Genomic DNA, 21,804 nt, shown 5'->3' with positions numbered 1-21,804 from the left:
CCCCTGCTTCCCTGCTTCTCGCTGCTTGCCCGGGCCGGAAGCCAGGTGAACCGGCAGCGAACCCGCTTTGATGGAACCGGATCGGGTCAGCTCCGCTGTGGCTGTGCCAGGCTGCGGCCATGCCACCTGGGGCTTCTTCCACGGGTGCTGAAGCGTCACATCGCGTATCGAGGAGGGCTGCTTCCTCACCGCGGTTGTCGGTACAGGATCACTGCTTGCCAGTTTCGCGAGATGCAGCTCGGCTGCCGCCACGACAGGCCCAGCCAGCAAGCTTGCAAAGAGAAAACCGACCAGCGCGACGGCTATCAGCCGTGTTCGCTGCCCCATGCGTCTCGCATCGACGCCCCCACCCCACTGCATGCGCGAAAACCCCCAACTGTTCAAAGAACGGAACACAGTCGGGCACGGAAGGTAGCAGCGCCTTCATACTCCCTTCACGCCACGGGAGTAGATCCTTATGCATTTCAAGCCGATTTGAAGACCGAGGAGGATTCGTTATTTCGCAATTTAATTGCAAATGTCCCTTTTTTAATGCCTGATTTAAGTCGAACTTTGTACCCATTGAATGGCTCATCGATTCTCGATGCCAAAACCACACCCCTCACAGTTCCCTCACGCTCTAATGTGCGAACCGATCAGATCCGGGAGGGGATTTTCGTAATGGGTTTTTGGAGACAAAGGCGCAGGCAGGGCGCATCAAGGACACCCGTGGTGGGCGCTGCGGCCACGATCGCGGCGCTCGCCATATGCTTGCCGTCGCAAATGACACCTACTGCTGAGGCGGCGGCAAGTACTCAGGCCGGGGAGGGGGCACCTCGGCAGTTCAGGGCCGACGAGAGTGCGCTAGCCGAAGCTGCCAGTACCGGCCAGCAGGCAGAGGTCCTTGCCCGTCGTACAGAAACTTCCCAGGTGTTCGCCAACCCCGACGGGACGTTCACCCAGGACACCTATGTTCTGCCCCAGTTCGTCCGAAAGAGCAATCAACTCGTCCCCATCGAAACCGACTTGGAGCCGAACCCGGATGGGACGCTGGCCCCGAAGGCGGCGGAGGTGAGCCTGCGGTTTTCCGGCGGAGGGGACGGTCCGCTGGCAACCATCATTCGAGACGGCCGCAGCATGTCGTGGAGCTGGCCCCACGCCCTGCCGGCACCTCGGATCGATGGCGACACGGCAACCTTCGTAAATGTCCTGAATGATGTGGACCTCAAGCTGCGCGCGAGTTCCTCAGGCTTCACCAGCCTATTCGTGGTGAAAACACCCCAGGCCGCCGCCAGCTCATCGCTCAAGCAAATTCACTTCAATCTCGACACCGAGGGAGTGGAGGCGAGCACCGACGCGGACGGGAACCTCACCGCCGTCAACCCGGCAGGGCAAGAGGTCTTCACCGCTCCCACGCCTCTTATGTGGGACAGCGGAACGGCCGAAGCGCCTCAGGCGCGAACGCTCGACACCGAAGGCAACGCTGGCCCGCCACCGCCAACCGACGAATTCGAACCGGGCTACGGGTCCCAGCAGGCGGCTATGGACGTGGCCGTCGAGGACGGCAAGCTGAGTCTCACACCAGACCAGGATCTCCTGACCAGTGAGGACACCCAGTATCCCGTCCTGCTGGACCCGGCCGTGTCCGGTTCCAGGTACGCCTGGACCATCGCCTACAAGAAGAACCGGAAGACGTCCTATTACAACGGGGCGAACTGGTACAACGGGACCACGACGGCCCGGGCCGGCTACGAGAACGAGACAGATGGCCTGGCCCGCTCCTACTTCCGCATGAACACCGGCAACCTCTGGTCCACAGACAAGGTCATCTCCAGTTCCAAGTTCACCATCAAGAACACCTGGTCCTGGTCGTGCGACAAGAAGCCGGTGGAGCTGTGGCATACCGAGTACATGAGTTCGGCCACCACTTGGGACCATCAGCCCAAGAAGATCCGCACCCTGGCCACGGTGACCGACGCGAAGGGCTGGGGCCCCGGCTGCCCCGCGGGCAATCTCGCCTTCGACGCGACCGCCGCTGCCAAGGATGCCGCCAAGGGCCACTGGAACACCATTACCCTGGCGCTCAAGGCAAGCAATGAGAAGGACGTCTTCGGCTGGAAAAAGTTCGACGCCAAGTCGGCCTCGCTCTCGACCACGTACAACACTCGTCCGAACACCCCTACGAGTTTGGACACCATCCCCTCAACCAAGAACAGCACCGGCTGTGGCAGCTCTGCCCCTTATGGGCTGATCGGGAACACCGACCTGTACCTCACCGCAAAGGGCTCGGACCGGGATGGCGGCACGGTCAAGGTTCAGTTCAGCCTCTGGGCCACTGGACACCACCCCGTCGATGACCCCAACGGGGTGATCATCGTCAACAAGACGGTCTCCACCACCTCCGGAACCGTCGCCAAACTCAAGGTCACCAAGGCCCAGCTCACGCCCTACCTGTCCAAGGCCAACGGAAACTTCTCCTGGAAGGCGCAGACTCAGGACGGCTCGTTGTCCTCCGGCTGGGTACCGGCCACAGGCAAACCGGGCTGCCGCTTCGTCTACGACCCCACTCGGCCCTCCACTCCGCCCGGCGTGACTTCGACCCAGTTCCCGGATGGCTCCGACGGCTGGCCCGCCACCACCGGAAACGCGCGTTCCGAGGGCACCTTCACTCTCAGCAGCGGGGGAGTGACGGATGTCGCCAAGTACGAGTACTGGACCGACTGGAACAACAAGGTTCTGTCCGCAACCCCCTCTCAGCAGGGCGGATCAGTGAGCATCAAACTCCGCCCACTCGCAGCGGGTAACCACACGCTGTACGCGAACAGCATCGACAGAGCCGGCAACGTCTCAGACCGCGCCGTCTACATCTTCTACGCCAACAGCCCCGGCATCACCGACAAGCCCGGTGATCTCAACGGCGACGGCAACACCGACAAGTACGGCGTCCGCACCGACGGGACCCTGTGGCTGTATCCCGGCCAGGGCAACGGACAGCACGCCCCCTACACGGTCGCCAGCGGTACGAACTTCAACGGAGCCTCGGTCACCCACCGCGGAGACTGGACCAACGACGGCTATGAAGACCTCATCGCCGCCCAGCCAGGAGCGGACAACGAGAAGGACCTCTACGTCTACCCGAACAACGGCCTGGGTTACGCCTGTACGGCCCGCGGGGAGGAAGCCGACGGTGCCTCACAGGAGTGCACCTTCGACCGGGTCGCGCTCGACGTCTACAGCCCCGAGAACAACCACTGGGCCAACGCCGACCAGATCCTCGCGATCGGAGACGTCGATGGCCCGCTCGACGTCGACGCGGACGGCACAGTCGACGTGCCCGGCCATACCGACCTCCTGGTCAAGGAGGGCGACCACCTGTGGCTCTACTACGGCTCCGACTCCTTCTACCTGGACGACGTCACCGATCCCATCCTCATCGGTGACGGTGCCTGGGCCAACTACGACATCACCGCCCCGGGCGATGTCGACGGAGACGGACAGGTCGACATGCTCGCCAGACAGCGCACCGACGGACGCCTCCGCCTCTACACAGGCACCGGCCCGGCTGGTGAAGGTCTCGGGCACACCACCAACGACCTCAAGACCAGCGGCTGGGACAGCAACGCTCACCCGCTGATCACCTCTGAAGGCGACAGCAACGGAGACGGCAAGCCCGACCTGTACGCAACCAGCCACGACACCGACAAGGGAATCTACTTCTACCCCTCCATCACCCCAACCGGCATCGGAACGCCTACCGTCGCCGGCACCACCGGCTGGCTCAACTTCCAAGCGCTCAGTTAGATCGCCTTGCATCCGGCTGGGAACGAAGAGCCTCAGCCGGATGCATCGGGTGTTTGCGCCGCCGAAACCAAGGATCAACATGCCGCTGGGGCCCGGGATCTATCCGCGAAGCGGGCGAGGAAGACGAGTGATCCTTCGTGGACCGGATCTGGGCTCCAGGGCAGTGCACAGGCCGACGGCCGGCTCGCCGAGGATGGCGACCGCAGGGCGCCCGATTATGGGCATGGCGAGATCCAATCGTTCCAGTAGCTCGGCGGTGCCTCGCAGCTCCTCCTCGCTGGAGGAACTCCGAGAGGACCCGCTCGGCGCTCCGCGTTTCCTGGCTCAGTCCAGAGTGATCGGCCCATCTGGCAGCCAACCGTCGAGGTACCCGTCCACGAGAGCCTTGACTGTTTCGACATCGGGACGCCCCAGCCAGAGCTCAAGCACGGCGCGAGGGGCCCACAGAGTGCCCCGCCCGGGGCCTTCGTTGACCGGTTTCGCGTGGACCCGGACGATGTAAAAGCGAGCCTCCGCTCGTGGCCCGAGACCTTCCGGCACCGGAGCCCAGCGGTGCCCGGTGACGCTGCCGAGTCGGATCGGGTAGGAGGCGAGCAGATTTCCGCAGAGCTCGGCGACCACGTCTCCATACGTCTCGTCGAGCCGTGCGCAGCGCTGGGGCAGGACCCACGTTCGGTGTCCGGCGTGGTGAGGGAGCAGAGCAATCCGGTGGGCGGAGTCGATCGCGACGAGCTTCGCGACCCGTCTGAAGCGGGGAGCGGGCAGGGTGCACATGAACAGAGCTTTACGAGCGGCTAATCAAGTAGCCAATCCTGTGAGGCGTAAGAGTGATGGGCGTGTCGTGTCCATGCCCCACTGGGAAGCGAGTGCTGATGTCGCGGGAAGGGGATGGAGAGAGCATCGCATCGTCGCAGGTCAGATGCACTCGTGAACGCCCCACCGCACGACTGTTCTTGGGTCAGCTCAGGAAGAGTTCACAAGATCCCGTCCGATCTGATTGATCGGGCGGGATCTTGGCGTTCCGGGGGTTGGCCGAGGCAGTGTCCGAATGAGGTCGGTGTCGGAGGCAGTCGCCGACCAGGCTCGCCGCGCGGTGACGAATGGGCTGACGCCAAGCGTCGCCGAGGGAAGCCCGGACCTGATCACCGAGAAGGAACGCACCTTGACCGACCGCATCCCCCCAGCGCCGTTCGACGTGGAATCGCTGATCCCGGAACTCGCGGGCTTCGGGCGGAAAACGACGCTGCTGTATCCACGAAGTGGCGAACCCGGCGTGCGGGACAGTTCCATCGGCGGGCCCCTGCTGTGGCCGGCCGGTGAGCCGTGGCCGCTGTGTACCGAGCCAGGGCACTGGAAGCCGCTGAGGACTCCCACCGAGGTCGTGGGGCCTGAGCCAGTGGCGATGGTGCCCGTCGTACAGCTCTGTGCGCGGGATGTGCCTGAGTTGCCGTTCCCAGCGGGCATGGACGTGCTGCAGGTCGTGTGGTGCCCCTTGATCCACAATGACGAGGCCGGGACTGTGCTGCCCAAGGTGTACTGGCGCAGCGAGCAGACAGTCGCAGGGGGACGGGTGTTGTCGGACCCGCCGGTGCCGTACGAGTACGACGAGGAGTTCGTGCCCCGGTCCTGCACGGTGACGCCGACGCGAGTGGTGGAGTACCCGAATGGGGACCTGCCGGAAGGTCTGGCCCAGAGCCTGAGCCAACGGTTCGATGAGATCGCGGAGGCGTTCGGCTTCTCGTACTACGAGACGGCCGTCACCGTCCAGAGCAAGGTCGGAGGGTACCCGGGTTGGCTCCAGCAGCCCAACTGGCCGGTCTGTGGCTGCGGCCGGCGCATGGACCACCTTCTCAGCATCACCGCCACGGAACCGGTCGAATGGCGCTGGTTCCCGCTCGACGAACAGGGACCGGAGAGCTCGGACCCGAGCATGTGGACCGGGGCCGACGACGTGGTCGTCGACACCATCGGCCACGGGATGGACATGGGCGATCTCGGCGGCCTGTACCTCTTCGTCTGCCCCGGGTGCCCGGACATGCCGTACGCACACCGCTACGACTGCTGAGCAGCCTCCGCTCGGGAGCCCCGGACCCATGCGACGCCGCTGTCGTGCACGGACGCCACACACGCGGGAGATCCGGCCCACTCGACTGCCTGTGCGGCGCGGTGGACGGCGGTGCGTGGGTTTGCTGGTGTCAACGTCGGCGTTCTCGGGGCGGTCCTCAGTCCCCGGCCGCGTCGACGGGAGCGCCGGTCGCGGATGCCCTGCGGGCGGCCGTCGGAGCCGTCTTGCTGGTGGTGGCGGGGCGGACGCCTGGCGGTTCGCAGGCCGGGCGGGCGTTTGATCGGATCGGCCAAGGGGCGGCTGTGCGTGGAGAGTTGAGGGTGATGCCGTGTGCAAATAGTGTTTGACGTGTTCAGTGTTGTGTGAGAGTTTCGAGGCCGTGGCCGCGGGGCCGGCAGTGTCTGGTCCGCGGTCATCGCTATGGCACCGGCAGGGCCTGACCAGCTCTCTGTCCGGCTCGTCAGGATGCCGGTTGCCGTGTTCGAAGAGCGCTCGCGACAGCGGGAGCTTGACTTTGTGCCTGCGAAGGCATGGGAGGGGAACACCATGAAGCGTCTTGGTAAGAAGAGCGGCATAGCCGCCGCCTCGGTGACCGCGGCTCTGCTGGGCGGTCTGGTCGCGGCGGTTCCGGCCTGGGCGGCCACCCCGAGTGGCTGCCCCGAGCCGAGCGTCGGCCTCACCAGCTCGTCGACCGGCTACCTGACGGGCAAGGGCACGGCGTCGTGCTCCAAGAACGCCAAGGGCACGTTGTACATCGAGGTCAAGTGGGACAAGAACCTGCTGCCCGACCCGCTGACCGCGAAGAACAGTCAGACGGGGACGCGCAAGTCCTGGAGCGCCACTGTCGGCACGTGCGACAGCGGCAACCGGCGTAGCTACTACGCCCGCAGCTACTGGACCGGCGGCAAGTACCACGACACCACGCCGAGGCACATCACCGCTTGCTGACCCAGCGGTGAACACCGGGAGCTGAGCCGCGCTCCCTGGACGGCGGCGGTCCGGGTGCCGCCACTGGTGCATGGAGCCGGATGCCTCCCCGCGAGCGCCTGCGGGGAGGCATCCGGTCTGTCGGTGGCCTGTGCAAGCCTGGCGCGACGTGCCAGTCGGCGTCAGGCCGGGGGGGAAAGGGAAACGAGCATGACCACAGCGCGAGTCGAAGGACTGGTGCAGCGGCGAGGTCGTCGCGCCGTTCTCCACGACGTGAGCTTCACTCTGGGTGCCGGGGTCACCGGGCTACTGGGGCCCAACGGGGCGGGGAAGACCACCCTGCTTGAGACGCTGGTCACCCTGATCCCGCCGGTTGACGGCGATGTCACCGTTCTGGGGCACACGCTGGGTACCAGGACGGGCCGCAGGGAGGTCCGCAGACGGGTCGGATTCCTGCCGCAGCGTTTCGGCTATCACCCGGGTTTCACGGTCTCGGAGTTCCTCACGTATGTGGCCTGGACCAAGGGTCTGGACCGGCAGCGGACACTCCGGGCCGTCGATGACGCCATGAGCCTCGTCGACCTGGAGGAGCAGGCCGGCACCCGGATGCGCAAACTCTCCGGCGGAATGCTGCAACGGGCCGGCATCGCCGCCACGCTCGTCCACGGCCCCGAACTGCTGGTCCTCGACGAGCCGACGGTCGGCCTGGACCCGCGGCAACGGGCCGAGTTCCGCCGTCTCATCAGACAACTGGCCGACACGACACCGGTTCTGCTGAGTACGCATCTGACCGATGACGTCAACGCGATGTGTACATCGGTCCTTGTCCTCGCGGAAGGGAACATCGCCTTCCAGGGGACGCCCCAAACGCTGGCCGACGCAGGCGGAGCCGAGGACCTGGGCGACAACGACCTGGAGCGCGGCTACAACGCACTCCTGTACCGCGACCCGGCACCCCGTCAGTCACCGACCGGTACCCCGCGGAAGAACCAGGGGGCCGAGTCGTGATCGACGTTCGGGCCTTCCTGCGCGGTGTCCGGCTCGAGTTCCTCGGCTGGGGGCAGATCTGGGCCGTTCCCCTGCTGATCTTCATCGAGGTCTGGAACGCCCTCGGCAACATGATCCCGGGGGTGGGTTTCTGGCCCACTACCGTGCACGCGCTGATCCTCGCGGGCATCTTGGGCAGCTGCGGCATGGCGGGCCTGGCCGCGTGGGCCGGCTCACGGGAACGACGCCTGTCCCTGACCTCGTTGCGCGGAATGGCGCACATCCCGCAGTGGTGGATTCCGGCGGCACAACTCTTCGCCCTCTGGCTGTGGGGCATCATCCTGTTCGGCGTTGTGGCGGTAGCCGCAGGAGTACGAACCCTCTTCACGAACCCCAGCGGCCATGTCAGCACCAGCGGTCTGGCGGTGGGGTGCCTGGGCATCCTCGTCTGGACGACTGTCGGATTCGCCGTCGGCCGAGCCTGGCCCAGCCGCTTCGCTCCCCCCATAACCGCCGTTCTTCCCTACGGTGTCTACGTACTGGGGTACGACTGGTCAGGTACCGCGTACCTCATGTCGCCGTTCCTCGATGAGCTCGTCGACCCGTACGGCGTACCCGCGTCCGGCGTCTACGCCGCGCAGGCCACGTGGCTTGCGGGGCTGCTCGTGGTCGCGGCCTGCGTCGCGCTGCTCGGGACCGCGGGGCGTAAAGCCCTCGCGGCAGTGCTTGTTCCGGCCGTCGCCGTCGCGGGGACCGGCATCGTCCTGCTCGGCGGACACGGTGGACAGTTCCAGACCCCCGTCGGCGCGAACAGCGACACGGCGCCCCTCGCCACGTCCTGCACCCGAGGGGGAACACCCGAGATCTGTGTCCACCCGGCGTACCGATCCGCCCTTCCCGAGCTGCAACGGTACTTCGGCGGACCGATACGGCATCGCCTGAAGGACACCCCGGCGCGCGTCGACCGGCTCGTGCAGCGCAGCTACGGGCAGGCCGGACAACCGCAGTCCGTGTACATCACCTCGCTGCGGCCCGGATGGCAGGGCGAAACCGTCGGAGACTTCATCGCCTATCTGCTCGACCCCGACAGCTGTCTGGAGGCCGACCAGCAGAACGAGGCACTTTCACGCATCGCCCAGCAGTGGATCGCCGAGGGCGAAACCTCGGCTGCGTCGATCCCCGGATTCGCCGAGCCAACCGGTGCGATGAAGAACGCCGAGCGATTCTTCAACCGGGCGTCCGACGACGAGGCCGGCCGATGGCTGGGAAGCAACTGGAAGAAGTTCTCCCAGTGCAAGCTCAGCGCAGCGGACTTCCGGACATCATGAGGCCGATCCTGCTCTTCTGCCGCAGCCGGCGGATGCTCACCGCGGCGGGGCTCCTGATTCTGCTCACCGCGGTCGGTGCTCTGACCAGTGGCAGCCTGGTCCGGATCGGCCGGGAGTCGGCCCAGAGCATCCCGTCGGCCCTGCTGCTCCTGCCGGCGGTGGCCGGAGCCGTGGTGGCCGCATCTGCGCACAGCCCCATGCACGTCTGGGACCGCTTGGGCACCGGACGCATCCCGCGAGCCCGGTTCGCCCAGGTCGCCACGCTCACCCTGGTGGCCGCGGCGGGCGCGCTCATCGCGCTTCCGGACGAGATCCTGGACGGCCGGGGCGACCTGGCTGCCGCACGGAACGTCGTCGCCCTGTGCGGCATCGGCCTGCTGACTTCCTCCGCGGCAGGGGTGGCAACAGCCTGGCTGCCACCCTTGTTGCTCGCGGGGCTCGCGTTGACGCTCGGAACCGAGCCAGATGGCGCATGGCTGTGGACCTGGCTCCTCGCTCCGGACCACGACCTTGCCGCAGGCGTTGTCGCTTCCCTGCTCTGGGCCTCGGGAGCCGGAGCCTTCTCGTATGCCGGAGACCGGCGCCTGCGAGGACAGACCGCCTGATGGCCGAGGCGTTGGGCGACGAACACACGGCCAACGCACTGGAACGCACCATGCGGGCCGACGTCTACTTCGCTGTCCGCGGGGGGAGAGAGGGAGCGGCGGGGCCCGTGCCGCCGGCCGCGCGGAGTGGTTCGATCGTCGTGTGTGGCCGCTCGGGGCGTGTGGCCGCGCGGGTCGTGGGACGATCGCGGTCAAACATGCGCTGTTCGGCAGATGATCGGGGAATACGGTGTTCGCTCCGGGGGAGTTGGACGGGCAGGAGAACGAGCGCACCACGAACGAGATCACCGGTGCGGCGGGCGACCTGTGGTCCGAAGCGGTCCGGGTGGCCCTGACAGTCGCCGAGATCGTCGCGGTGGAGGTCTCGCGGCACCGGCAGCAGAAGTGGGAGCGCGAGAGGCAGGAGGCGGCCCGTTCGGTCTGGGAGGACCGGCAGCGGGCCGAGCCCGTACTGCGGGACACCTGGGACGAGGACTTCTGGAAGGACCCGGAGCCCCATGACATCGGCCGCGCCTGGCAGGCCGCCACCGAGTGGGCGCCCTCCGACCCCGCCGCGGCCGCGACCCTCCAACACCTGCGCCGGCAGCTCGACGAGCGCTACGGACTGAGCCTGGCCGACGTACAGCTGAACGTGCCCGAACTCTCCAAGGCGCTCGCCCTCGGCTCGCCCGGCCTGCGCCAGGAGGCCGCCACAGCCCGCGAGGACGCCGAACGCTGGGGCGAGACCTCCACCCTGTACGTCATCCGTGACCCGGCCGACCCCGAGCAGATCCTGCACCGGGGCGAGCTGCGTACGGTGCCCGGCGAACAGATCGAGGCCGCCGCCGCCCGCGAACTGCGGCAGTGGTGCGCCGACCAGGGGCGGAAGCCCGACGGCGGGACGGTGATCGAGACCGTCGCCAACGACGGGAGCCCCGCCGGGGGCGATGAGACGGCCCGGGTCACCGGGGAGCGGGCAGAGGCGGTGGTCGAAGCGGAGACGCGGCGGCAGCGGCATCTCGTCTCCGGGGCGGAAACGGGCAGCCCCGAAGAGGTCCATCACGCGGTCCTCGCCGAGATGACACGTACGGAAGAGGCCGGTCAACTGCTCGCGGAAGGCAGCGACGAGCGTTCCGGGCTGCGCGAGACGTGGAAGCGGCTGAACGTGCAGGCCCAGGCCGTCACGGCCGAGATGCGCGGCGAGGACCCCCGCCACGTGTACCAGGGCGCCGACCTCCGCTCCAGACTGAGCACGGAGTCGTGGTGGGCCACGGCCCGTGCCTCCGAAGTGGCGGGCGTGTGGGACCAGGTCGACAAGTGGCCGCGGAGTCCGGCCAAGGAGAGGACCTTCGTGGCCCTGAAGGACGAGCTGTTCGCCCGGCACGGACTCGACCTGGAGAGCGGCACACCGGCAAAGACGGTGGCGGAACTGCTCGGCAGCACCGAATCCGCCGCTCCCGCCGCGACGTACTCCGAGCAGGCGGCCAAGGCGCTCCAGGAGGCCAAGCGCCAGTACGGGCAGTCCTTCGACGCCGCGACCGACTCCGCCAGGCTCAAGAGGCAGGCCGACGAACTGGCCGGCCGGCCGGACGCGGATCTCTCCCGAGTCGAACGCTGGCGCAACGAGGCCCTGGTCCTCGACGGCCGGGCCGAGCTGCACCGGACACTCGCCGCCGCGGCCGACCGGGGCGCGGAGCAGTTGGCGGAGCGGGCGGACGGACAGGCCGAGGAGCTGGGCATCCGGCCCGTGCCCGAAGGCCTGCGGGAGGCGTACGCGGAACGGTGGGGCAACGCTCCCTCCGCTCTTTCCGACACACACCTCGGCGAACTCGCGGCAGGCCCGTCACCCGGCACGGGAACCGAGGCACCATCGGCCGCACCGTCCCCGGCAGCCGGCCGCCCCGGGCGGGAGAGGGCGAGCGCGGCGCCCGCCACCGTGGATGCCGAGGGCGCCGAAGCGGTCGCGGTGGCCGGGCGGCCGACTCGTCTTCCCCCGGCCGTGGCGCGCAGGCGGAGCCGTGTGCGTGCGGGCGAGATCCCGCACCCGCCGCCCGCTGCGGACCGGAGCCGGACCGCCGGCTCGGGTATCGGCTGACCCGTACACCGAGCGGGGAGGCGGGCCCGGTGCCGCACGGCACATCGGGCCCGCCTCCCCGCCGGCGGCTCACCCGGCCCCGTGACCCACGACTTCCGGAGCGAACGCGATGGTGGTGAGGCCATCGCCGCCCGTGACGCGCAGAGTTCCGGGCGGGGCGAAGGAGAGGGCGAGCGGCATCAGCGCCACGTCGATCGCGCCCATCTCCGCGCCGTCCGGCAGCCGCCGGGCGCGGACCTCCCCGTCCCGCGTGCCGGTCAGCAGTACGGTGGCGCCGTCGAGCACACAGACGGTGAGCGTCAGCACACCGCTGTCGGCGGTGTCGAGCGCCACCAGTTCGTCCCCCGACGCCAGGTCCCAGACCCGGACGGGGCCGTGCTCCTCCGCAGCGGCCAGGACATCGACGCCGTCGACCGTACCGAAGGCGAGAGCGGTCACCGGGCCTGCGGCGCGGAGGTCCAGGAGGCGCCGGCCGGAGAGCGCGTCCCACACCAGGACGACCGCATCCTCGTCGGCGGAGGCGAGAGCGGGGGCCGCGCCGACCTGACCGGCCGCCAGCCGGGTCACGCCCGTCCCGTGGCCGCGCAGACGCAGAAGCGGACGCCCGGTGGCCGCCTCCCAGGTGCGTACGGTCCTGTCGGCCCCGGCGGAGGCCACGAGGCCACCGGCTGCGGGGAGGAAGGCAAGGGCGGCGATGGTGTCGGTGTGGGGCGTCGGCACGAGCTGGAGCGCCCCGTCCGGGCCGGAGTGGACGCGCACGGTGCCTCGCGCGGTCCCGCAGACGATCCTGTCGGCGGCCGGGCCGAAGCAGACCGAGGTGATGGGGCCGTCGTCCGGGTCGAGCACATAGCGTACGGAACCGGTCGCGACGTCCCAGAGGCCGAGGGAGCCGTCGAGGCTCCCGACGGCTGCCACCGAGATCCCGTCGAGCTCGGCCAGCGCGAGCGCCTGGACGGGGCCGTCGTCCGTCGTCAGCGCGCGCAGCTCCGTGCCCTTCGCGTCCCAGACGCGCACGGTGCCGGTCGCGCCGCCGGACACGATCAGCGGTCCGCCGGGCGACGGGGCGGCCGCCAGCGCGGCCGGCCAGGCGTCCTGGGCGGGCCACTTGTCCAGGGCCTCTCCGGCTTCCGCGTCCCAGGTCCGGATGGTGCCGTCGTACGAACACGAGGCGAGCACCGCCCGGTCCCCGAGGTCGAGGAAGGCGAGCCCGGTCACCGCCGCGGTGTGGCCGCTCAGCGCCTGTGTCGGGGCGCCGGTCGCCAGGTCCCACACCCGGATCACGTGGTCGGAGCCGGCTGCCGCGACCAGGCCCCGCCCCTCCGCGCCGGTGATCGCCACGGCGTTGATCCACTCGGCCCCGGGGGTGAACGAGCGCAGTGACTCACCGGTGGCGGTGTTCCGGACGCGCACCGTACCGTCGTCGCCGCCGGAGACGAGCAGGCCGAGGTCGCCCACGCGGGCGCCGGCCAGCGCGTTGACCGTACGTTCGTGGCCGGTCAACGCACCGGCCTCGTTGCCGTCCCGGCCGCCCCAGGCCCAGACATTGCCGTCCGCGCCGCCCGAGTAGACCAGTTCGCCGTCCGGGTCGGCCGGGAACGCGACGGCCCCCACGGCGCCGCCGTGGCCCCCTCTGGCGTGGACCAGCCCGTCCGTGCCCGTGAGGTCCCAGGCCCAGAGGGCGTTGTCGTCGCCGCTGGTCACCAGGAGGTCGCGCGCGCCGTCCGACCCCAGCGCCAGGGCCCGGATCGGCTGCCCCGCGTCGGCGGTCTCCCCGAGCAGCTTCAGGGGGTCGGCCGCGTACACGCCGAAGCCGCCGCCGGTTCGCGCGACGGCGAACGCGGCGTGGCCGCCGACCGTCCCGAAGACGGCGGCGGGCTCCTGGCCGGGCGGATCGCCGGCCGATTCCGCGACGGTCCGGTGGGTCAGCGGGGGAAGGGTGTTGGCGACGAGGTCCGACACCGGGCCGCTCATCTGCGCGACCAGGGAGTCCAGGATCGCGCCGGCCCGCAGGGAGGGGGCCTTCCCGTCCCAGGCCACCGTCTTCGGCTGCGATGAGGCGCCGAGGACCTGGAGGTGGCGGTGGACCGGCTCGTGGTCCGAAGGCCCGTGCGCAGGGCTGCCGGACGGCATGTTCTCGACGGCCTTCAGCAGTCGTGTCCACACGACGGCTTCCGTCCGCGCGGACCACGACCGCCGTACGGGGCCGTTCTCGTAACCGAGTTGGGCGCGCCCGTCGGCCGACAGGTCGAGGGCGAAGCGTTCCGGGTGTCCCTCCGCCGGCTGTCGCCCGACGACCTCGTACCGAATGCTACGGACTGATGCGTGGGACGAGGCAGGTGGAAAAGACGGCATGCTCTCGGTCTTCCTTCCGTCAGCGAGGAGATGGGGGAACCACGACGGGCGAGTCTTCCGGTCCGCCGGGCCAGAGCCAGAGAGTGCCGGGCGGTGACGTGCCGTTCAGGCAGGATATAAGCGGCTCGCGGCGTCGGCGGGACGGGTGGTCCGACAAGCGCACCAGCGCCTCGCCGACCGGCACCCAGTCGGCCTCCAGCACCAACTCGTCGGGGTCGAGGGGGCCCAGCGTCCCCGTGGCGTTCTCTGCGCGGAAGGTGAGGACGGTCCAGGTGCCGTCCCAGCCGGGGTCGCCGGTGACCACGTGCTGGGAGGCGCAGGCCAGGCTCATCGGTCCGGCCAGGGTCAGTCCGGTCTCCTCGTGGACCTCTCGTGCGAGGGCCGCGTGCGCCAGCTCTCCCGTCTCGGCCACGCCGCCGGGGAGCACCCACCGTTCCCGTTCTCCCGGTTGGCGTTCGCGAACCATCAGCAGGCAGCCGTTCCGTTCAACTATGGCCGACACGATGGTTCCTGACGTTCGCGACACCAAGACATCCTTCTTCCGCCCCACGCCAACGATACATCGGACAGGTGTACGATGCGTCAAGTTTACTGGTCAGCAGGGGGGTTGGGCGTGCGTCCGCCCAACTGGTCGGCAAGCGAGCCGTAGTTGACCGGTGGGCCGCCGCGTCGAGAACGGCCGACGCGGCTTCGTGAGGCGCGGAGTGGGGAGTACGACGCCATGGCGAACGACCGGTCCTCGGGCGAGCTGCCCTCCAGCGTCTTCCGCGCTGCCGAAGTCCACTACGAGGACCTGCCGGTCTCCGAGATCGCGGCTACCGGGCAGGGCATCCCTTCGCCCTACCTGGCGCCGGCGGAGAAGATCGCCGAATGGGACGGCCTGGAGCGGACCTTCGGGGACTTCTCCCGCCGCGTCCGGGAACAGGTGGTCTCCGATCCGCAGGGGGCCGTGCGGCAACTGCAGGAGCAGGTGTTCCGTGAGACGGCGTACGAGCCGTCGCACGTGGGCGGAGACCTGGACCGCAAGAACCTCCGCATGTACGAGTGGCAGCGGGGGGAGCTGTACATCCATTCCGCTGCGCTGATTCTCGACCCGGAGACCACCCTCGAAGTCACGTACGAGCCGGAAGGTCGGCTCAAGCGTCTGCTGCTGGAAGCGGAAGACCAGAGCATCACGTATCTGGGCGCGCTTCCGGACGGGGTGACCCAGGAGCAGGGAAATGCTGTCGCGGTGTGGCGCGCTCAGCACGGGAAAGGCCCGGTGGCGGAAAACGACACCGAATTCCTGCATGACCTTTCCGATATTTACTTCGATTCCCTGCGCGAGGCTCTGGCGACACGTCGCCGATTCATCAACGAATACAGCATCGAGTCGCACAGGATTCGCCTCTCCTACGATGACCAGTCGTACGACGTAAACTACCGGCAGACGAAATTCCGGCGCGCACACATCCATGCCCTCCCCGTCATCCGCGAGTCTCCCCTCGACGCCCGGGAGTCCATAGTCGCCGGCACGCGGGGGACGGGCGAGTTCGGCGCGCGCCGCGAAGCGCGGGCGCGGGCCGTGGTGGAGCAGGTCATGGCGGGCGACAGGTCCGCGCCCGCTTCCGCGACGTTACCGAAATACGCGTTGCTGTGGGTGCGCGACAACCGCGACAACGCCGCCTTCATGGACACGAAGCCTGAAATCCTCAAGCAGGCTATCGAAACGCTGCGCGCCACGGACCCGGACCGGAAGATCCTCCTCATCGGCGACGACCTCTTCAAGAGGCGGCCGGAGCTTTTCGCCGCCTTCCAGCAGGAAGGGGTGCTCGACGGTGTCGACAGTGAGTCGCTGATCCGTTTCTGGGCTGCGGACAAGAATGGCGGCACAGCGCTCACCCACGGCGAACAGGCGCTCTTCCTCCACTACCTCAACACGGACGCCGACGTCGTCCAGGTGGGGATCGAGAGCGGGGCGCTGGAGAGCGCCATCTGCCTCGGGGTGCCGACGGTCTATTTCCAGGCGCAGGAACACGTCGCGGACAAGGGGACGCGCTGGCAGCTCTACTGGGCGAAATGGTCGTTCGGTGAGAGTCGCGTCGCCGAGGAAACGGACGGCAGCAAGAAGTTCTATGCGTCCGGGCGCCCCGTCAAGCTGTTCGACAGGTCGGGAGAGGTGTATCCGCCGCCCCTGATGACCGTACGGCGTGTGGAATTCGGCCCGGCTCTGCCCGAACCCGAGGACGTGGAAGCGGAGCCGGTCACCGTCTACTACCCGGGAAACATCTCGGTGGGGGTCGACCGGATCGGCACTCTCGTGGAGAGCGGCGAGTTGACCGGCATGTCCCAGGCGTTCGACCAGGGCTGGAGCGAGGAGGCCTGGCGCACGAGCGAGTACTACGCGGACCAGATCAACCGGTGGGCGGCCGTCGAGACGACCGACTGGGAGCTGGCGTCGCGTAGGTACGGGGCGATCACGCACGCGCTCAACGGCCTGATCCACCCCACGGACGGCGAAGTCCGCCGCACGTACGAGAGGGCGGGGTACGACCTGTCCGTACAGCCTGGCCGGGAGCCGGGCGGGGCGGTGGCCCCGGGCGTGATCTCCGCCGCGTACGGGACCGGCCCCGAGGACCGGGGCAGGGCCGTCACCGAGGCCCTTACGGACGTTCTCGGCGACGAAGGCTTCAAGGCGCGCTGTGTGCACGATCTGCGGCTTGTCAGGCTGTCGGCCGAAGAGCAGGGGAAGCTGGCCTCGTCCATCAAGGAAGTGACCGCGGCCAACGACGTCCTGCGCCGGATCGGGAACATCGCCCCGGACGGTTCGCCCACCACGAGCAAGCACGTGGCCGAAGCCCTTTCGGTGATACTTCCGGCCCAGCGGAACCGCTCGCAGGGGCAGGGGCAGGGGCCGGTGGGGATCGACAGCGAGGGCGCGGACGCGGTCCGTCATGCCGTGCTGGGCCGCAGGCGCGGGCCGGCGGCGGCCGAAGCCGGACCCCGTGGCTCCACCGGTGGGGACGCGGCCGGTCCGAAGGCGCCCCGGACGGCGGACGCGACGCTGCCGCACCCCTCCGCGCGGCCGGGCCACGGGCCGGGCACGGGGCCGTCCGGGCGGAGCGGTTCGGAAGGACGCGAGTAACCGCACGCACCGCTCTCCGCGGTGACGTCGGCTGCTGCCGCTGCCGTTGTCGGTTCTCCGGCGTTACGGGTGGTGTCGGCCGCTGCCGTGGTCGGTTCTCCGGCGTTACGGGTGGTGTCGGCCGCTGCCGTGGTCGGTTCTCCGGCGTTACGGGTCACCGCGCGGCGGACCGGCCCGGTACCGCAGGGTTCTTTGCGGTACCGGGAGCGCCCCGGCCGACAACAGTGCTACCCCAGGGAGGGGCGCAGGGCCATCTCGCCGAGGAGTTCGGCCGTCTCCGGCTGCATCTCGGTGCCGAGCCGGTCGGTCAGCTCATCGATGCGGTGGGCGTACCGCTCCACCGCCTCGCTGTCGCCGGCGAGGTCCGCCGCCCGGATCGCGAGGCGGTGAAGGCGCTCGGCGGCCGGCTCGACGAGCAGCCCCTTGTCGGCCGCCTCCCGCGCGGCCACGTGCTCCCCGGCCGCGACGAGCAGACCGGCGAGGAGGGCGGCGGTGTCCACCACGGCGGTGATCATGTCCTGGCGCAGGTACTCGGCCCAGACGTAGCGGCGCGGCGGAATCGCGTCGAACGGGCGGCCCCGCACGAGTTCCAGCGCCGCGCTCAGGTCCTCGACACCGTCGTCGCCCTTGAGACGGCCTCGCCGGGCGAGCGCCTGGAAGCGATGCCAGTCCGTGCCGGTGTCCGCGTCGAACCGGTAGGTGTCGCCGCGCTGGAAGTCGGTACCCAGCCAGCGGCGTAGGGCGGACAGCTGGGCGGTCCGGAAGGCCGCCGACACCCCGCCGGGCCAGATCTCCGCCGTCAGCGCGGCGGTGTCGGCCCCGGGGTGGAGGGCGATCCAGGCGGCGATCTCCGTCAGCCGGCCGGCCGCGGCGGGGGCGATCTCCTGCCGTACACCGGTGACCGCGGGGGTGCCCAGCAGGTTGATGCCCACGCTGTACGGCTCGGGGATCTCCACGGCCGCCGCGTCGTCCGGGACCGGGACCGGGACCGGGATCGGGGCCGGGGCTGCGTGCGGGACCGGGGCTGCGTCCGACACCGGGGCTGCGTCCGGTACCGGGGCTGCGTTCGGGACCGGGGCCGCGTCCGGGGCCGGTGCCGCGGGTTCCCGGACCGGTTTCGGAGGGGGGAGCGGCGCGGACGCGGGGGCCGCTGTGATGCCGAAGATCTTGAGCAGTGCCTCGTAGTCGGCGTCGGTGATGTGCTGGGGCACCAGACGGACTTGGCGCCCCGCGAGCCGCACGGTGCCCCCCTCGGGGCCCGGCAGCACGGTCGCCCCGGGCAGCGTGTCCGCGTCGGCGGCCGTGATCAGCGCGGCGCAGGCCGGGGCGTCGAGCAGGTCCCGGGCGGCCTCGACCACCTCGGCCGGCAGGGGCCCCGCACAGAGCGCGATGCGGGGGGTCCAGGCCTCCGCGCCGGTGGGGCGGCTGCGGGCCGCGCGGACGGAGTCGGCACCGGTGTCGGCCAGGGCGGTGCGCACGGTCCGCCCCCAGGCGCTCACTTCGCTGACCGCAGCCGCCGGATCGTCCGTCTCGGTGAGCCGGCCGAACCCCTCCTCGATGGCTACGAGCCCGGAGCCGAGCCCGCTCAGCAGCACGCCGAGGTCGTCGCTCCAGGAGGCGGTGGCCAGTTCGATCGCGAGGGCGCGCAGGATGGGCCGGGAGGCTTCCGGGCCGGCCGGGAGGAGCAGGACACCGAGGGCTTCCAGGTCGGCGAGGACCAGGGCGTCGTCCTCGTCGCGGCCGAGAGTCACGAGTGCGGGGTAGGGGGCGCACACCTCGCGGCAGGCGTCCGCGGTGAGCAGACCGGTGCCGTCCGCCGCCAGGGTCCAGCGGTCCGGTCCTGCGGCGGTGAACGGTGGCAGGGGCGGCGAGGGGGTGTTCAGCCACAGTTCGAGGGCGGCCGGCGTCAGTCGTGCGGCGGCCAGGTCCGGCAGGCTTCGGCCCGCAGCCGTCGCGTGGTGGGCGAGAGTGCGAAGGGCGCGGTCGACGAGGTCGACGCCTTCGGGGGCTTCGGTGGCCCGCATCCGGCGCTCCACCTCGGCGAGTTGCAGGAGCAGGGGGTCCTTCTGCTCGTCCGCTCGCGGATTCGGGGATGCCGGCACGGCCCGGGGCAGAGCGATGTGCTCGCCGCCGCGGCGCCTGCGCTGCTGGAGGAGGCGCTTGACGGTGAGTGCGGAGAGGAGCCCGGCTGCGAGCAGGCCGCCCCAGGTCGCGAGCGCGGCCATGTCCACGGGGGAGGATTCCGAGACGGTGCCGGTTGCGGAGGCCGGCACCGAGGGCTGAGCGTCCCGGCTTGGCGCGGGGCTCTCCGAGACCTCAGGAGACGAGGGGGCCGCGGATTCGCTGTGCTTGGGGGACTCGGCCGCACCGGTCGCTTCCTGCGTGGGCTTGGCCTCCGGTGTCGGCGTGGCCTTCTGCGTGGGCTTGGCTACCGGTGTCGGTGTGGCCTTCTGGGTCGGCTTGGCCTCCGGCGTGGGCTTGGCCTCCCGTGTCGGTGTGGCCTTCTGCGTCGGTGTGGCCTCCTGCGTCGAGGGGGCCTTCTGCGTCGGCTCGGCTTCCTGCGTCGGCTTGGCCGTCCCGGGTGTGGGGCCGGCCGAGGCCCCGCCCCCGCCCGCGCCCCCCTGGTCGTTCGCGTCCTGGTCGCCCGCGTTCCGGTCCTCGTGCGGCGTCGGTCGGGTCCGGTCCGAGTCGGCGGGGCCGGCGTCGGCCGGGGGTGTGGCGTGCTGCGCGGGAAGGACGACCTTCCAGCCGGGAAGGATCAGGTCCGGGTCGGTGAGCCGGTGTCCCGCCTCGTCCATGGCGCGGCCGGTGTTCGCCTCGACGAGATCGGGGTAGCGCTCCGCGTCACCCAGTTGCTCCTCGGCGATCCGCGACAGCGTGTCCCCCCGGTGCACGGTGACGCTCTTCCCGACGCCCCGCGCCGAACTCCCGGCTTTGCCCGGAAGGTTGAGGACCCAGCCCGGCTGGATGGGGTCGGCGGCGTGGAACGTACGGCCGTCCGTCATCGTGCGGCCCTCGTTGAGAGCGGCGATCTCCGTCCAGCGCTCGCCGTCACCCAGCCGCTCCTGCGCGATGCTCCACAGGCTGTCGGCCGGACGGCTGTCCCGCACCGTGTACGTCGGGTGCGATGTCTTCGTCCCCGTCTTCACCGCGGCCCCCTGCGTGCTCCGCTGCCCGCCCGAATCGCCCGGGACGGACGAGGCGCTCACGGAGGTCGGAGCCGCGGTGGCGGGTACCGTCTGGGCGGCCATCGCCCCGCCGGCGGTGGGCAGCAGGACGAGCACGCCGCCGACCAGTGCCCCCGCCATCCGCTGGCTCACCCGCAGCCCTCGCAGGCGGGGCGCCGAGCGGCCGCGCAACTGCGCGGGGACTTCGAGCAGGACGGCGAGGGCGAAGCTCGCCCACCCCGCCCACCCGATGCCGGTCAGGACCAGCAGCGCGAGGCCACCGGTGTCCTGACGGGAGAACAGGTCGGCGGGGGAGGCGAGGCCGTCGAGACCGAGCGGGACCAACTCGCGCCCGGCGACGTACAGGACGAGGGGGAGTCCGGCCAGCAGGACGAGGAGGCCGACAAGGCTGAGCAGCGAGCGCAGGAGGTCGGCCGGGAGCGAGGTGCGGCGGGCGGTCATCAGTCCTCCGGGGCATGGACGCCGTGGACGAGGACGGCGGAGGCGTGCCCGGTCACGGGCATCTCGGTGACGCCCAGCACGGGCAGGAAGCGGGTGCGGTAGGCGTCGGTGACGGTGACGGTGAGCTTCTTGCCGTCGTCGGAGACGGTGACCGTGCCGTGGGCGCCGGCGACGGCGAGGTAGTGGAGGGCCGCGGCCCGTGCGGCACCGGTGTCGGCGACGATGCTTTCGCCGGTGATGGCCTGCCCGGCGTCGATCTCCTGGCCGCCGGTGCGGGCGGCTTCCTGGGCGAGGGCGTCGGCGCGTTCGGTGGCCCGCATCTTGCCACCGCCGTCGACCGCGATACCGATCATGACGAGCATGCCGACGATGACGATGGCGGCGTAGAGGGAGACGCTGCCGCTGTCCTGGCGCAGTCGCGTACGCATGCGGTGACGGCTGTGGTTCATCAGCGCTCCACGTAACGGTTCACGGCACTGGTGAAGGTCGAGGTCATGGTGCGGGTGCCCGGCACCCCGGGCAGGGCGAGGTCGGCGAGGTTCACGCGGCAGGTCACGGTCGCGGTCACCGTGCCCGCCTCCCCGGTCCCGGCACCCAGGCCGGAGGTGTTCAGACCGATGCTCGTGGACGAGCAGTGGAGGCCCTGGCCGGTGAGGGTGGCCCGGGCGGCGGCCAGCGCGCTCTCGCGGGCGTCACCGGGCACGCGGGAGATCGAGGCCTGGCGGGCGGCGTCCTCCGCGGCGGCGTCGACGACCTGACCGGCCATCACGATGCGCCCGGCGGCGATGGCCAGAAGCAGGAAGAGGATCAGCGGCGGAGCGATGAGGGCCGCCTCGATCGCGGTGCTTCCCCTGTCGTCGCGACACACGCGACACACGCGACACACGCGACACACGCGACACACGCGACACATGCGACTCACGTGACGCGACC

At 70.0% G+C, this 21,804-nt stretch carries 13 protein-coding genes; 8 read left to right on the top strand and 5 right to left on the bottom strand.

The features are described from left to right. The first annotated feature begins 909 nt into the window (after positions 1–909). The 7 genes from E6P78_RS08855 to E6P78_RS08825 all read left to right on the top strand — a co-directional run bounded on the left by E6P78_RS08855 (position 910) and on the right by E6P78_RS08825 (position 11,766). Positions 910–3,780, top strand: a complete 2,871-nt coding sequence (locus E6P78_RS08855; RefSeq protein ID WP_240799115.1) for a VCBS repeat-containing protein — start codon at positions 910–912, stop codon at positions 3,778–3,780. A 1,057-nt stretch (positions 3,781–4,837) separates the two neighbouring features. Then, positions 4,838–5,845, top strand: coding sequence for a hypothetical protein (locus tag E6P78_RS08850; RefSeq protein ID WP_240799114.1), 1,008 nt, complete (start codon positions 4,838–4,840; stop codon positions 5,843–5,845). Between the two features lie 546 nt (positions 5,846–6,391). Then, positions 6,392–6,793: a hypothetical protein gene (locus tag E6P78_RS08845; protein WP_136202971.1), complete on the top strand. Its 402-nt coding sequence runs from the start codon at positions 6,392–6,394 to the stop codon at positions 6,791–6,793. A 189-nt stretch (positions 6,794–6,982) separates the two neighbouring features. After that, complete coding sequence (locus tag E6P78_RS08840) at positions 6,983–7,780, top strand: ATP-binding cassette domain-containing protein (RefSeq protein WP_136202970.1); 798 nt, start codon at positions 6,983–6,985, stop codon at positions 7,778–7,780. Then, positions 7,777–9,087, top strand: coding sequence for a hypothetical protein (locus E6P78_RS08835; protein WP_136202969.1), 1,311 nt, complete (start codon positions 7,777–7,779; stop codon positions 9,085–9,087). Before E6P78_RS08840 ends, E6P78_RS08835 begins: the two co-directional genes overlap by 4 nt. After that, positions 9,084–9,692, top strand: a complete 609-nt coding sequence (locus E6P78_RS08830) for a hypothetical protein (RefSeq protein ID WP_136202968.1) — start codon at positions 9,084–9,086, stop codon at positions 9,690–9,692. The genes E6P78_RS08835 and E6P78_RS08830 overlap by 4 nt, the downstream gene beginning before the upstream one ends. Before the next feature lie 229 nt (positions 9,693–9,921). Continuing rightward, positions 9,922–11,766, top strand: a complete 1,845-nt coding sequence (locus E6P78_RS08825) for a hypothetical protein (protein WP_136202967.1) — start codon at positions 9,922–9,924, stop codon at positions 11,764–11,766. A gap of 69 nt (positions 11,767–11,835) precedes the next feature. Here E6P78_RS08825 and E6P78_RS08820 read toward each other — a convergent pair whose 3' ends face one another. Together E6P78_RS08820 and E6P78_RS08815 are read right to left on the bottom strand one after the other, a co-directional pair. Beyond that, on the bottom strand, positions 11,836–13,929 hold the full coding sequence (locus tag E6P78_RS08820; RefSeq protein ID WP_136202966.1) for a WD40 repeat domain-containing protein: 2,094 nt from the start codon (positions 13,927–13,929) through the stop codon (positions 11,836–11,838). Positions 13,930–14,137: 208 nt separating this feature from the next. After that, positions 14,138–14,620, bottom strand: coding sequence for an NUDIX hydrolase (locus E6P78_RS08815; RefSeq protein ID WP_136202965.1), 483 nt, complete (start codon positions 14,618–14,620; stop codon positions 14,138–14,140). Between the two features lie 219 nt (positions 14,621–14,839). Between E6P78_RS08815 and E6P78_RS08810 the strand changes: the two genes are divergently transcribed. Further along, the gene (locus E6P78_RS08810) at positions 14,840–17,242 is read left to right on the top strand and encodes a hypothetical protein (RefSeq protein ID WP_136202964.1); all 2,403 of its coding nucleotides are present in this window, start codon (positions 14,840–14,842) and stop codon (positions 17,240–17,242) included. A gap of 227 nt (positions 17,243–17,469) precedes the next feature. Here E6P78_RS08810 and E6P78_RS33835 read toward each other — a convergent pair whose 3' ends face one another. The 3 genes from E6P78_RS33835 to E6P78_RS08795 are packed head-to-tail and all read right to left on the bottom strand — an operon-like array spanning position 17,470 to position 21,739. Then, positions 17,470–20,871, bottom strand: coding sequence for a BTAD domain-containing putative transcriptional regulator (locus tag E6P78_RS33835; RefSeq protein ID WP_136202963.1), 3,402 nt, complete (start codon positions 20,869–20,871; stop codon positions 17,470–17,472). Then, complete coding sequence (locus tag E6P78_RS08800) at positions 20,871–21,320, bottom strand: pilus assembly protein TadG-related protein (RefSeq protein WP_206307759.1); 450 nt, start codon at positions 21,318–21,320, stop codon at positions 20,871–20,873. Before E6P78_RS08800 ends, E6P78_RS33835 begins: the two co-directional genes overlap by 1 nt. Further along, positions 21,320–21,739 carry a TadE/TadG family type IV pilus assembly protein gene (locus E6P78_RS08795; RefSeq protein WP_240799113.1) on the bottom strand — a complete coding sequence of 140 codons (420 nt, stop codon included), beginning with the start codon at positions 21,737–21,739 and terminating at the stop codon, positions 21,320–21,322. The genes E6P78_RS08800 and E6P78_RS08795 overlap by 1 nt, the downstream gene beginning before the upstream one ends. Between the last annotated feature and the right edge of the window lie 65 nt (positions 21,740–21,804).

Source organism: Streptomyces sp. A0958 (assembly GCF_004795035.1).
Classification (GTDB): Bacteria; Actinomycetota; Actinomycetes; order Streptomycetales; family Streptomycetaceae; genus Streptomyces.
This window is presented reverse-complemented; position numbering and strand designations above follow the sequence as displayed.